The sequence below is a fragment of the Photobacterium sp. BZF1 genome (genome assembly GCF_014349205.1).
In the GTDB taxonomy this organism is placed as follows: domain Bacteria; phylum Pseudomonadota; class Gammaproteobacteria; order Enterobacterales; family Vibrionaceae; genus Photobacterium.
The window spans coordinates 100,371-113,970 of sequence record NZ_JACSOF010000001.1; the positions used below are offsets into that span (position 1 = coordinate 100,371).

The window sequence follows — 13,600 nt, forward strand, 5'->3', positions numbered from 1 at the left end:
TATAGAAACATCCTGTTACACGCATTAATCCCTTTATTTACATTGTTACAGATACATAAATATTCAAAATTATTCTCAGTGTTTTATTGATCGACGGCAAAGTTAAACCTTCCCATAGACGGAAAATGCGTGTCAGAAACCTACCCACTAAGTGTAGGACTGTTAGTCAATACCGAGAATGTCGTGTCATGAAATCACAACTCAAAAAGCTATTGGCACCTAAATTCACCCGCCGGGACTTTGTTAAGTCAAGCTCAGCGTTAGGTGGATTAGCTGCAGTTGCCGGCAGTGTTTCCCTGCCATTTAAATCAAGTAAAGTCGAAGCCGCTACAACAACCGACGAAAAAGTTGTTTGGAGTGCGTGTACCGTTAACTGTGGTAGCCGTTGTCCGCTGCGCATGCACGTTTCAGACGGTGAAATCAAATGGGTTGAGACCGATAACACCGGTGATGACCAATACGGCAACCACCAGATCCGTGCCTGCCTACGAGGCCGCTCTATGCGCCGCCGTGTTTACAACCCAGACCGCTTGAAATACCCAATGAAGCGTGTCGGCAAGCGTGGTGAAGGTAAATTCAAGCGTATCAGCTGGGATGAAGCCTTTGACGAGATCACCAACAACCTTAACCGCATCCGTAAAGACTACGGTAGCGAAGCGGTATACCTGAACTACGGTACGGGTACCCTCGGCGGTACAGTCACTAAATCATGGCCACCGGGCGCAACACTGATTGCTCGCCTGATGAACCTGAGTGGCGGTTACCTGAACCATTACGGTGACTACTCAACTGCGCAGATTGCTGCAGGTATGCCTTATACCTATGGTAACGGTGCCAACAACTCATTCTCAGATGTTGAAAACACCAAGCTTATCGTGCAGTTCGGTAACAACCCTGCTGAAACCCGTATGTCAGGCGGTGGCCAGATCCACCACTTGATGGAAGGTAAAGCTCGCTCTAACGCCAAGATGATCGTTATCGATCCTCGATACACAGATACCGCTGGTGGTCGTGAAGACCAGTGGATCCCAATCCGCCCGGGTACGGATGCGGCACTTGTAGCTGGTATGGCACACGTGATGATCAGCGAGAACTTGGTTGATCAGCCTTTCCTAGACAAATACTGTGTCGGTTACGACGAGAAGACGCTACCGGCTTCTGCGCCTGCTAATTCTGACTACAAGTCATACATTCTTGGCCGTGGTGAAGACCAAACTGAGAAGACACCAGCTTGGGCTGCTGATATTACAGGTATTCCAGCTGATATCATCATCAAGCTTGCTCGCGAAATTGGTGCAGCCAAGCCATGTGCCATCTTCCAGGGCTGGGGCCCACAACGTCACGCTAACGGTGAGTTGGCGGCTCGTTCAATTGCGATGCTGGCAATCCTAACCGGTAACGTAGGTGTAAGCGGTGGTGGTACGGGTTCTCGTGAAGGTAACCAGGCAATTCCATTTGTTCGCTTCCCTATCCCAGAGAACCCGGTGAAAACCGCTATCTCTATGTTCCTTTGGACAGATGCCATAACCCGTGCAACTGAAATGACGGCGAAAGCTGACGGTGTTCGTGGTAAAGACAAGCTAGACGTGCCAATTAAGTTCATCTGGAACTATGCGGGCAACTGCCTGATCAACCAGCACTCAGACATCAACCGTACTCACGACATCCTACAAGATGACAAAGCGTGTGAAATGATCGTCGTGGTTGATAACCACATGACTTCATCTGCTAAGTACGCCGATATTGTTCTGCCTGACCTAACAACTTCTGAGCAATCAGATTTCTGTATGGATGGTGCAGCTGCAAACATGCCTTACTTCATCTTCGCCAGCCAGGCGATTGAGCCGGTATTTGAAGCTCGCGGCATTTACGATATTTGTACTGAACTTGCCAAGCGCCTGGGTATTGAAAAAGAGTTCACTGAAGGTCGTGACCAGGAAGGTTGGCTACGCCACCTATACGCACAGACCCGTGAGCTTGATCCGACTCTGCCAAGCTTTGATGCAATGCGTGAGCAAGGTATCTACAAGCGTAAAGCCGAGCACTTCATTGCCCATGAAGACTTCCGTAAAGATCCTGAAAACAACCCATTGGCAACGCCATCGGGCAAAATCGAGATCTACTCTGAGCGTCTTGCCGACATTGCGGCTGAATGGGAACTACCTGAAGGCGATGTGATCCACCCGCTTCCGGTATACGCTTCAACCTTCAACGGTTGGGACGATCCAAAGCGTAAGGACTACCCGCTACAGCTAACAGGTTTCCACTACAAATCTCGTACCCACTCGACTTACGGTAACGTTGAGCAGCTTAAAGAAGCAGCACCACAGCAGATGTGGATGAGCCCAATGGATGCAGATCAGCGTGGCATCAAAAATGATGACCAAATCCGTATCTTCAACGAGCACGGTGAAATTCACCTTACTGCCAAAGTAACTCCTCGCATGATGCCGGGTGTTGTTGCCCTAGGTGAAGGTGCATGGTACGCACCGGATAAGAAAGGTGTTGACCACGGCGGTAGCATTAACGTGCTAACTACCCAGCGTCCTAGCCCGCTGGCCAAAGGTAACCCGCAACACACCAACCTAGTCGACGTGCAACTGCTGAAAAAAGCATAAGGTTTAAACCATGAAACAATACGGTTTTTATATTGATTCAAGCAAATGCACCGGCTGTAAGACCTGTCAGCTGTCGTGCAAGGATAACAAGGACTCAGACATCGGCGTGAACTACCGCCGTGTCTATGAGTACACCGGTGGTAACTGGGTAAAAGAAGGTGAAACCTTCCGTCAGGACGTATTCTCCTACTACCTGTCTATCGCCTGTAACCACTGCGATGAGCCAGCCTGTGCCAAGGTTTGTCCATCAGGTGCTATGCACAAACGCAAAGAAGACGGTTTGGTTATCGTTGATACTGATACCTGTATCGGTTGTCAGTACTGCTCTATGGCCTGTCCTTACGGCGCGCCTCAGTACAACGCAGAGAAAGGTCACATGACCAAGTGCGATGGCTGTTACGAGCGTGTTGGCCAAGGTCTTGAGCCTATCTGTGTTGGTTCTTGCCCACTACGTGCACTTGAGTTTGGTCCAATCGATGAGCTACGAGCGAAATACGGCACCAATGCCGATGTCGCCCCACTGCCGTCATCGCTGAAAACCAAACCAAACCTAGTCATCAAAGCAAACCGCCATGCCCGCCCAACAGGCGATCGCACCGGTTTCCTAGCAAACCCTAAGGAGGTATAAGATGGCTTGGCATGAGTGGCCTCTGATCCTATTCACAGTATTGGCACAAACTGCTGTTGGTGCCTTCATCCTGCTTGGCGCAGTGATCCTGAGCGGCAAATTGTGTATTGGCGTGAACGACCGCCTTCACAAAGCCATGTTCTTTATTTGGGTACTGATGGGTCTGGGCTTTATGGCTTCGACCATGCACCTAGGTAGCCCGCTACGTGCATTCAATGCACTGAATAACGTGGGTAGCTCTTGGCTTTCTAACGAAATCTTCACCGGTAGTGCCTTCTTTGGCCTAGGTGGCGTTTACTGGCTTCTAGAAATGCTGGACAAAGGCAGCGAGAAAATCCGCAAAGCCCTGCTTGTTGCCGGTATGGTCGTTGGCTTGAGCTTTATGTTCTCGATGACCAAACTGTACCTTCTGGACACAGTACCGACTTGGAACACGGTTTACACACCTATCGCGTTCCTTAGCACTATGGTTATCTCTGGCCTGATCTTCGGTCACCTACTACTGACAGGTGCCCAGCATAAGATGGCTGGCTTGGACCGTGTCCTGCCTTACATTGGTGCCGTGGCTATCGTCGTCAGCCTAGTTGCCCTTGTTAGCCAGTTAATTGGTCTTGCTGAAATCCAAACCTCGGTGATCACAGCAGCAGAACTAATTCCAAACATGGCACAGTTGCAGATCATCCGCATCGGCCTACTACTTACTGCCCTAGCGGTGTGGTTCATCCCTAACCTGATGAACAGCCGTCCTGCAATGCCAGTAATGGGTGTAAGTTTTGCCTTGGTACTGCTTTCAGAACTTGTTGGTCGTGGCGTGTTCTATGGCCTACATATGACAGTCGGTCTATAACCATTAAGTGACGTGAAATAGACAAAAGGGAGAAATGGCCAGTGCCGTTTCTCCCTTTTTGCATTTTGTATGCAGTCTATATATCTCGCGATTACGGAATGTATATTAGCAATTCAAGCAGTTCATCCCAATTTCCTGCCAAAAACCAAGTCGCAAAAAATACGCCGAGTCCGAACTTCAGGCATAGAAGAAGCATCCCTACCTTCGTCTTCACAGAATCAAAGTTAGTCATCGTCATCTTTAAACCACCAGCCTCATCAACAAACAGGACGAAGTCTCTCAGCGATCAAGCAGATAAGGCAATGATGAAAAGGCTGTTTTTATATTTATTTTAGATATACCCCACCAGTAAACCATTGATTTGATAAAGCACAACCAAAATAAGAATAAGTATCATTACATAAAATACTGATATGTAAGAGGTAATTTACATCCTACATTTTTGTATGATGAATATCACACTCCGTTACATTTTATGCTGCCATTGGATTTATCTGCGCCGTTTATTGATAGAAAACAAAGCTAGCTATTAGCGCCCAGACGATTATCTCGATAGAACTCTACCTCGAAAGTAGTGTGAATAACGAAAATCAAGAGAATGTCGTGCTATGAAAAATAAGCTCAAACAGCTCCTCTCTCCTAACTTCAGCCGTCGTGATTTTATGAAATCGACGTCTGCAGTAGGTGGACTAGCAGCCGTTGCCGGTAGTATTTCCCTACCCTTCAAATCATCCCCTGTTGCTGCTGCAACGACCCCTTCCGAAGAAAAAGTCGTATGGAGCGCCTGTACCGTTAACTGCGGTAGCCGTTGTCCATTAAGGATGCATGTTGCAGACGGTGAGATAAAATGGGTGGAAACCGACAATACCGGTGATGACGAATACGGTAGCCATCAGGTTCGTGCCTGTTTGCGTGGCCGCTCTATGCGCCGCCGAGTATACAACCCTGACCGCCTGAAATACCCAATGAAGCGGGTGGGTAAGCGTGGTGAAGGTAAATTCAAGCGAATCAGCTGGGAAGAAGCCTATGATGAAATCGCTAACAACCTAACCCGTATCCGCAAAGACTATGGTAGCGAAGCCGTATACCTCAATTACGGCACCGGCACGCTAGGTGGTACAGTCACTAAGTCTTGGCCACCGGGCGGTACTTTGATTGCTCGTTTGATGAACCTATCAGGTGGCTACCTAAATCACTATGGTGACTACTCAACTGCACAAATCGCCGCCGGCTTAAACTACACCTACGGCGGATGGGCAAGCAACAACAGCTTCTCCGATTTGGAAAACACCAAGCTTATTGTCCAATTTGGTAACAACCCAGCAGAAACCCGTATGTCTGGCGGCGGCTTGATCCATCACTTGATGGAGAGCAAAGCACGATCCAACGCCAAGATGATCATGATCGATCCGCGATACAACGATACCGCAGGTGGCCGCGAAGATCAGTGGATCCCAATCCGTCCCGGCACTGACACGGCTTTGGTTGCCGCTATTGCCCATGTCTTGATCACTGAGAACATGGTCGACCAACCATTCCTAGACAAATACTGCGTCGGATACGATGAAAAAACCTTGCCAGCTTCAGCCCCAGCCAACTCTGACTACAAGTCATACATTCTTGGTAAAGGTGAAGATGGCATCGAAAAAACACCAGCATGGGCATCACCGATTACGGGTATTCCGGTCGATATCATCGTCAAACTGGCGCGTGAAATTGGCCAAGCCAAACCTTGTGCTATCTTCCAGGGATGGGGCCTACAGCGAACCGCCAACGGTGAAATCGCCTCCCGCGCTATTGCCATGCTGGCGTTGCTAACAGGTAACCTTGGCATCAATGGTGGTGGCACCGGCGCTCGTGAATCTGACTATAATATTCCGTTTGTCCGCTTCCCGATCCCAGAGAACCCAGTCAAAACATCAATTTCCATGTTCCTTTGGACCGATGCAATTGTGCGTGGGCCAGAGATGACAGCCACCAAAGATGGCGTTCGTGGTAAAGATAAACTCGATGTGCCAATCAAGTTTATCTGGAACTATGCGGGTAACTGCCTGATCAACCAGCATTCAGACATCAACCGTACCCATGAAATCCTGCAGGACGACAAAGCCTGTGAAATGATCGTGGTGATTGATAACCACATGACTTCATCAGCCAAGTATGCGGATATCTTGCTGCCGGATTTGACCACTTCTGAGCAAGCCGACTTCTGTATGGATACCAAGGCTGCCAACATGCCTTACTTCATCTATGCCGACCAAGCGATCGAGCCGCAATTCGAAGCGCGTGGCATTTATGAAATGTGTTCTGAAATTGCCAAGCGCCTAGGTATTGAGAAAGAATTCACCGAAGGTCGCGATCAGCAAGGTTGGTTGGAACACCTCTACAAATTAACAAGAGAGAACGATCCTTCCCTGCCTGATTTTGAAACAGTCAAAAAACAAGGCATTGTGAAACGCCGAGATCCAAACGGCCACTTCGTTGCCTATAAAGCCTTTAGGGATAACCCAGAGCAGAACCCGCTTTCGACCCCATCGGGCAAAGTGGAAATCTATTCTGAGCGCTTGGCCAACCTCGCCAAGGAATGGGAACTGCCTGAAGGTGATGTTATCCATCCGCTTCCTGTGTATGTATCAACAGCTGAAGGTTGGGATGATCCGAACCGTAGCAAATACCCACTACAGCTAACGGGTTTCCACTACAAGGCACGCTGCCACTCAACCTATGGCAATGTCGACATTATCAAAGAAGCCGCTCCGCAAGAGATGTGGATGAACCCTATTGATGCCGAACAACGCGGCGTCAAGAATGGCGACCTTATCCGTATCTTCAACGATCGCGGTGAAGTACACATCAGTGCCAAAGTCACCCCTCGAATGATGCCGGGTGTTGTTGCCCTTGGTGAAGGTGCTTGGTATGCCCCAGATGGCCAGAAAGTAGACCACGGCGGCTGTATCAATGTATTGACCACCCAACGCCCTAGCCCGCTGGCGAAAGGCAACCCGCAGCACACCAACCTGGTGGAAGTACAACTGGTGAATAAGGCATAAGGTATAAACCATGAAACAATACGGTTTTTATATTGATTCAAGCAAATGCACCGGCTGTAAAACCTGCCAGCTATCGTGCAAAGACAACAAAGATCTCGATGTCGGCGTCAACTACCGCCGTGTCTACGAGTACACCGGAGGCAACTGGGTAAAAGAAGGCGAAACCTTCCGTCAAGATGTGTTCTCCTACTACCTCTCTATTGCCTGTAACCACTGTGACGAGCCTGCTTGTGCCAAGGTTTGCCCATCAGGCGCGATGCACAAACGTAAAGAAGACGGCTTAGTAGTGGTCAACGAAGATGTCTGCATCGGCTGCCAATACTGCTCTATGGCATGTCCTTACGGTGCGCCTCAATACAACGCAGAAAAAGGTCATATGACCAAGTGTGACGGCTGTTACGAGCGTGTTGGTCAGGGCCTTGAACCAATCTGTGTCGGCTCTTGTCCGCTGCGTGCATTGGAGTTCGGCCCGATCAATGAATTGCGCGAGAAATACGGCACCAACGCAGATGTCGCGCCGCTGCCATCGTCACTGAAAACCAAACCAAACATTGTCATTAAACCAAATCGTCATGCCCGCCCGACCGGCGATCGCAGCGGTTTCCTAGCAAACCCTAAGGAGGTATAAGATGGCTTGGCATGAATGGCCCCTGATTTTGTTTACGGTGTTGGCACAAACGGCTGTCGGTGCCTATCTGCTGCTTGGCGGCGTGATCCTCAAAGGCAACCTTTGCGTCGGTGTTAGTGACCGCCTGCACAAGGTAATGTTCTTCCTGTGGGTGTTGATGGGCATGGGTTTTGCGGCATCAACCATGCACCTTGGCAGCCCGCTGCGAGCATTTAATGCCCTTAATCAGGTCGGTAGCTCTTGGTTATCCAACGAAATCTTCACTGGTAGCGTGTTCTTTGCCCTAGGTGGTGGTTACTGGTTGCTTGAGGTGCTGGACAAAGGCAACGAAGCCCTACGCAAGCTACTGCTCGCGGCGGGTATGCTAGTGGGTATCGCCTTTATGTATTCCATGATCAAACTGTATCTCCTTGATACAGTCCCGACCTGGAATACTGTTTATACCCCGATTGCGTTTGTGATGACGATGCTGACGTCTGGCCTTATCTTCGGCCACCTGCTGCTTACTGGCTCACAGCACAAGATGGCAACTCTGGATCGCATCTTGCCGTTTGTTGGCTCTTTGGCGGTAGCAATTAGCCTGACAGCCTTAGTCAGCCAACTAATCGGCCTGGGGGATATCCAGACCTCAATCACTACGGCTTCTGAGCTAATTCCTAACATGGCGCAGTTGCAGGTCATCCGAGTCGGTCTATTGCTCGGCGCGCTCGCGGTATGGTTTATCCCTAACCTGATGAACAGCCGACCGGGCGTGCCTGTGATGGTATTGAGCTTTGGTTTGGTGCTGCTATCAGAATTGGTAGGCCGCGGTATCTTCTACGGACTACATATGACAGTGGGCATTTAAACTCAATAACTAGTTTCTCCAAAACAAAACGGGAGCCTTATTCAGGCTCCCGTTTATTTTGGGCTCTAATCCATGATTAGAAATTAGCTGTCATACCCAAGTACCAGCTACGTGGTTCGATAGAGTAACCACGCTGGGTAACATCGAATTCATCAAACTGCTCGTCGGTGATGTTACGTACCCCTGCACGTAGACGCCAATCACTGTTAATTAGGTAATTCATACCCAAGTCGGCTGTGGTGAAACTAGAGCGATGAAGATCAATAGTGTTATCAATCAGTGCTTCACCGGTGTAGTTCACTCGCACGAAGGTATCCAGATAATCTGTCGCGTACCAAGTAACGCGCACATTCGCTTGGTGATCAGGGCGATCTTCAAGGGCTTTACCGGTAGATTTATCTTCAGTATCTAAGTACGTATAGGCACCGTTTAGCTGAATAGATTCAGTAACATCATAACGACCGGTCAGCTCCAAGCCCTGCGTCATGGCTTTATTGATATTTTTGTAGGTGAAAATATCACGGCCATCAGGTGACGTACCCACTGCATTGTCACGATCTTGGTCAATCAGGTTCTTGATGTCATTACGGAACAGACCTGCTTCAATACTCCACGAAGTCTCGTTGTAGATTGCAGATACTTCGTAGCTAACACTGGTTTCCGGGTCGAGATCCGGGTTACCCACAACCTGACAATCACCCTTACAGCTGTTAATAACATTCTCTTCTGAAGTTTGCAGCAGCGTCGGCGCATTGAATGCCGAACCAACACCACCCTTCAGTGTCAGTTTATCGGTTACGGTGTTCACCAAATAAGCTCGTGGACTCCAATGGCTACCGTAGGCTTCGTGAAAATCAAGGCGTGTACCGTATGTCAGTGTATAAGAGTCATTGATCTCCCACTGATCCTGCACGAACAATGCTTGTTCATGGACATCCGCTTTACCTGTTTCTGTCAGGCTCTCAGGGTTTTCAAGCTCTGAATAACTCCACTCACCGCCGAAAGTCAAAGTATGGCTGCCAATATAAGTCGTACCATGGCCGTAGACTTGTTGGTTGGTCTCATCAATGTCCGACACGCCAGTATCAATTTCTGCTGCATCAACACTTGAAACTGCATCACGGTTATAGCGAAGCTGTGCCTCACCCCAATCAAACATACCGTTGTAGGTTATTGCCTGCATATCACGCTTAACACGTGATTCCGAGTCAGTAAGACCAGCGGTTGATTCTATGATGCCCTCACGGTCATCGTCGGTGTACGAGAAATCAAACGCGATATCGTGCATATCATTGATATACCATAGAACATTACCGCTAACCGCTAACGTGTCGCGTTCTTCTAGCGTTGTCGCTTGAGAACGGTCGTAATCGTTTCCATTACGATCCTGCGCCGTACCAGAGAAAGCACTATACGCATCACGACCTGTTTGGCTAACCGCGAATGACATATACAGTTCATCATCAATCAATGCACCGGATGTATTAAATCCTGCCGAGTATTCACCACCCTTGTCGTCATCACGGTAGCTATAGTCACCGCTGATTTGAGAATTCCACTCATTGGTTGGCTTTTTGGTGATCACGTTAATCACGCCGCCCAGTGCTTCTGAGCCATATAGCGCAGACATAGGGCCGCGGATCACCTCAATTCGCTCAATACTTTCCTTCGGAATAGCGGCTAAATCAAAGTCATTACCACGGAAAATGGCATTTGATGAACTGAGTTTACGGCCATCAACTAAAATCATGGTGAATTTAGGATTAAGGCCACGAATCGAAATCATCTCACGGCCTGCTCGGCCACCGTCCATTTGGCTCTCTACACCAGCAATATCTTTTACCAAGTCATTCAGTGCAAGGCTCGGCTCAGACAAAATATCTTCTTCTGTTACAACCGCGATCGAAGCTGGCGCTTTTGCTAGCGTTGTTTCAGTTCGTGTTGCTGTAACAACCATTTGCTCATCGGTTTGTTCTTCCTGAAGATCAAAGTCCGCGTAAACAGGCATGGAGATAAACACAGAAGCAACGGCTGCAGCCAGAGGCTTACGAATGAAAGTGGTGCTGGAATACATAAACGTCCCTATATAGAACTATAAAGCCAAACATAATGATAATGATTCGCATTAGACACATTATTCATAGAAATGGCAATACAAGTTCCATTCGGGTTTTGAATTGTGATTATTCACTTTTTAAATAATCATGCGGCCATAAATTCACATTTTAGCTTGTATGCAGTTGCTTGATGATATCCCTTACCCACATACAAAGCTCATCATTGTGATATCGCTTATGCCAGTAAAGATAGACATCTTGGTAAGGCGATTTAAGCCCCTCAGGCACAGGGCGAGTTACTAGATTTCGGTTGATGCAGGTTTCTTCGGCAAAGGGGGTTGGCAGATGGAATATCACATCAGAGTGTTCTGCCATTGCTGGAGCAACGTTGAAGTTTGTCAGCATCAGAGGCGTTGAAACCGGTTTGTTCCTATCTGACAACCCCAAATCCCGGAAGCGCTGCTCTATCGATAAGTTGCGATCACCATGCAATGAAATTTGCCCGAACTGGCATTCGGCCAGTTTTTCAGGGGTAAGTTCTTGCCCTGCCATTGGGTGATCTGCACTCATCAACAACCTGAAATCACGGGACGCAATGAAACTGCGGTAGATATTTTGCTCCGATGACGGGGGTTGCTGGGTCGACAACACAAAATGTACATCCCCTGCGATAAGAGCATCAAAGTGGCGCTGAGGTACCGTATCTATCTCGAGGGTCAACAACGGAGCATGCTCTCTTAGGTGTTGAAATACCTTGGGCATTAACCAATTAATTTGTGGCACTAGGCCAAATATCTTAAGGGATTTCTCACAACTCTTCGGATCGAATTCCTGGTCGTGCACCAAGCGATCCAACGAAGCCAACATCGAGCTGATCTCTGTCTTTACAATTTCGGCCTTGGGCGTTAATTCATACCCATAGCTTGACCGGACTAGTAAGTCATCATTGAACAGTGCCCTGCACTTTTGCAATGAACGGCTCACTGATGGTTGGCTGATGTTCAATGCTTGGGCAGTATTCGAAACATGTTTTCGCTCCAGCAAGTGCTTTAGAACGATTAGGTGACTGATGTCAATTTGGCATAACTTCATAATTCAACGACACTTTCCGCTATAAACACCGCTCTTTTGCCTGGATTCATAAACTTCAAAATCACATCACTTGAAATCTGAATACAGATAGATTTCATATTCAATTTTCGAATAGTCACTATTCAAAGTCAAAATACCGTGGACCAAATGAACTGTGCTACAAATAGCTTTCAACGCTTTAGAGTGTAAATAAAAATTAATATTACTATGATTTATGCCCCTTTCATGAGTAATATCAATAAAAATTATTCTCATTTGTGATTAGATTGCACTTATCAGCTTTCAATCAGCTTAAAGTTTACAAGGTTCGTTATGACTCGCTTTTCCACTGCGTTAAAATCTGCACTTCTTGTCGGTGCAATGGCTTTCAACTTCCCGGCTGTTGCAGAATCAGTGACGGTTCAACACTCCTTAGGCTCGACAACCATTGAGCAAACCCCGCAACGCGTCGTGGTGGTTGGCGGTCACGGTAGCCTAGATACACTAAACCGTTTGGGCATCGAACCCGTTGGTGCTGTAACAACCCTATTGCCTGAATACCTTGAAAGTTACAGTGAAACAGCAACGTCTATCGGCAGCATGAAAGAAGCTAACTTCGAGCAGATCTTCACATTGAAGCCGGATGTGATCATTGCAGAAAGCCGCATGGTTGACGCCTACCCGACGCTATCACAAATTGCGCCGACTGTTATGCACGTTGTCGAGAACGGTAACTACTGGGAAGATACCAAGAGCAACTGGCGTATGCTGGGCAAAATCTTCGACAAAGAAGCAGAAGCCGAGCAACTGATCTCAGAAACTGAAGCCCAAATGGCTGAAGTACGCGAGCAAGTTCAAGCACAAGGCCTGAAAACCCTGGCAGTCATGAACAACGGCAACAACGTATCTATGTTTGGTGAAGTAAGCCGCTTTTCAGTATTGTTTGACGAGTTCGGTTTCGAACCTGCCCGCACTTCTGATACGCAAAACCCTCACGGCAACCTGATTTCATTCGAATTCATCGCCGATGCCGCTCCTGACGTATTGTTCGTTCTAGATCGCGAGAGCGCAATTGGCCAAAGCTCCGGTAAAGCACAGCAGCTGTTTGATAACCCACTAGTTAAAAGCACTCCAGCCTATAAAAACAACCGCATTGTGTTCCTGAACCCAAGTGCATGGTACCTGACTATCGCGGGTGTTAACGCCACCGAAATCATGATTGATGATGCACGAAAAGCGGTAACGTCTACTCAATAACAACCAATAAGCCCGGCATTGGCCGGGCATCATTACCATGCATAATAAAAAATTACTCTGGGCTGTAGTTGCCCTTTTCCCACTCGCGGCCTTTTCGCTCTTTATTGGTGTCGCCAATATCAGTTTGGAAAGCTTTCTAGCCGGCGATGAACATACCTTATCTATTCTGTTTGGCAGTCGCTTACCTCGTTTACTCGCTATTTGCCTTGCAGGTGCCGGCCTTAGTGTCGCAGGCCTGATCATGCAGCAGGTCTGTCAAAACAGATTCGCTGCCCCATCGACAACCGGTACCATTGATTGCGCAATGTTGGGCTATGTGCTGGGTATTGTCTTCTTCGCTGGTGCTAATCGCTGGGTTAGCCTTGGGGTCATTCTAACGTTCGCGCTAGTTGGTACTTTGGTCTTTGTACAGTTCCTACAGCGCTTGCAGTTCAAGAATGCCGTTTTGGTTCCGCTTATCGGTATCATGTATGGCAACGTAATATCGGCAATGACCACCTTTATTGCCTATCGCTATGACTTGGTTCAAACCATGTCGGCTTGGACTGTCGCCAATTTTGCCTCGGTGCTGCAAGGCAATTACGAATTCCTATATCT

The 13,600-nt window shown here is 48.1% G+C and carries 10 protein-coding genes; 8 read left to right on the plus strand and 2 right to left on the minus strand.

The genetic code is table 11. The features are described from left to right. Window positions 1–188 precede the first annotated feature (188 nt). The 6 genes from BIZ37_RS00465 (at window position 189) to BIZ37_RS00490 (ending at window position 8,618) form a co-directional block, all read left to right on the plus strand. On the plus strand, window positions 189–2,618 hold the full coding sequence (locus BIZ37_RS00465; RefSeq protein WP_187459838.1) for a DmsA/YnfE/YnfF family dimethyl sulfoxide reductase: 2,430 nt from the start codon (window positions 189–191) through the stop codon (window positions 2,616–2,618). 10 nt (window positions 2,619–2,628) lie between these two features. Continuing rightward, window positions 2,629–3,246 (plus strand): DMSO/selenate family reductase complex B subunit, encoded by a 618-nt coding sequence (locus BIZ37_RS00470; RefSeq protein ID WP_107296230.1) that lies wholly within the window; start codon window positions 2,629–2,631, stop codon window positions 3,244–3,246. Between the two features lies 1 nt (window position 3,247). After that, complete coding sequence (locus BIZ37_RS00475) at window positions 3,248–4,093, plus strand: DmsC/YnfH family molybdoenzyme membrane anchor subunit (protein ID WP_187459839.1); 846 nt, start codon at window positions 3,248–3,250, stop codon at window positions 4,091–4,093. Between the two features lie 608 nt (window positions 4,094–4,701). Continuing rightward, on the plus strand, window positions 4,702–7,143 hold the full coding sequence (locus tag BIZ37_RS00480; RefSeq protein ID WP_187459840.1) for a DmsA/YnfE/YnfF family dimethyl sulfoxide reductase: 2,442 nt from the start codon (window positions 4,702–4,704) through the stop codon (window positions 7,141–7,143). 10 nt (window positions 7,144–7,153) lie between these two features. Then, window positions 7,154–7,771 carry a DMSO/selenate family reductase complex B subunit gene (locus BIZ37_RS00485; protein WP_187459841.1) on the plus strand — a complete coding sequence of 206 codons (618 nt, stop codon included), beginning with the start codon at window positions 7,154–7,156 and terminating at the stop codon, window positions 7,769–7,771. 1 nt (window position 7,772) lies between these two features. Further along, on the plus strand, window positions 7,773–8,618 hold the full coding sequence (locus BIZ37_RS00490; protein WP_187459842.1) for a DmsC/YnfH family molybdoenzyme membrane anchor subunit: 846 nt from the start codon (window positions 7,773–7,775) through the stop codon (window positions 8,616–8,618). Window positions 8,619–8,694: 76 nt separating this feature from the next. Here the strand turns inward: BIZ37_RS00490 and BIZ37_RS00495 are convergent, their stop codons facing one another. Continuing rightward, the gene (locus BIZ37_RS00495; RefSeq protein ID WP_187459843.1) at window positions 8,695–10,692 is read right to left on the minus strand and encodes a TonB-dependent receptor domain-containing protein; all 1,998 of its coding nucleotides are present in this window, start codon (window positions 10,690–10,692) and stop codon (window positions 8,695–8,697) included. A gap of 151 nt (window positions 10,693–10,843) precedes the next feature. Further along, the gene (locus BIZ37_RS00500) at window positions 10,844–11,767 is read right to left on the minus strand and encodes a LysR family transcriptional regulator (protein WP_187459844.1); all 924 of its coding nucleotides are present in this window, start codon (window positions 11,765–11,767) and stop codon (window positions 10,844–10,846) included. Window positions 11,768–12,079: 312 nt separating this feature from the next. Here BIZ37_RS00500 and BIZ37_RS00505 point away from each other — a divergent pair, with 312 nt between their 5' ends. Together BIZ37_RS00505 and BIZ37_RS00510 are read left to right on the plus strand one after the other, a co-directional pair. Further along, complete coding sequence (locus BIZ37_RS00505) at window positions 12,080–13,003, plus strand: siderophore ABC transporter substrate-binding protein (RefSeq protein WP_187459845.1); 924 nt, start codon at window positions 12,080–12,082, stop codon at window positions 13,001–13,003. 37 nt (window positions 13,004–13,040) lie between these two features. Then, window positions 13,041–13,600, plus strand: a 560-nt coding sequence (locus BIZ37_RS00510; protein ID WP_187459846.1) for an iron chelate uptake ABC transporter family permease subunit, incomplete at its 3' end; no start/stop codon positions are given.

Coding starts and splice junctions, on each gene's coding strand:
- BIZ37_RS00500 (WP_187459844.1), bottom strand. CDS start 11,767: ATGAAGTTATGCCAAATTGACATCAGTCACCTAATCGTTCTAAAGCAC.
- BIZ37_RS00475 (WP_187459839.1), top strand. CDS start 3,248: ATGGCTTGGCATGAGTGGCCTCTGATCCTATTCACAGTATTGGCACAA.
- BIZ37_RS00480 (WP_187459840.1), top strand. CDS start 4,702: ATGAAAAATAAGCTCAAACAGCTCCTCTCTCCTAACTTCAGCCGTCGT.
- BIZ37_RS00470 (WP_107296230.1), top strand. CDS start 2,629: ATGAAACAATACGGTTTTTATATTGATTCAAGCAAATGCACCGGCTGT.
- BIZ37_RS00490 (WP_187459842.1), top strand. CDS start 7,773: ATGGCTTGGCATGAATGGCCCCTGATTTTGTTTACGGTGTTGGCACAA.
- BIZ37_RS00485 (WP_187459841.1), top strand. CDS start 7,154: ATGAAACAATACGGTTTTTATATTGATTCAAGCAAATGCACCGGCTGT.
- BIZ37_RS00495 (WP_187459843.1), bottom strand. CDS start 10,692: ATGTATTCCAGCACCACTTTCATTCGTAAGCCTCTGGCTGCAGCCGTT.
- BIZ37_RS00465 (WP_187459838.1), top strand. CDS start 189: ATGAAATCACAACTCAAAAAGCTATTGGCACCTAAATTCACCCGCCGG.
- BIZ37_RS00505 (WP_187459845.1), top strand. CDS start 12,080: ATGACTCGCTTTTCCACTGCGTTAAAATCTGCACTTCTTGTCGGTGCA.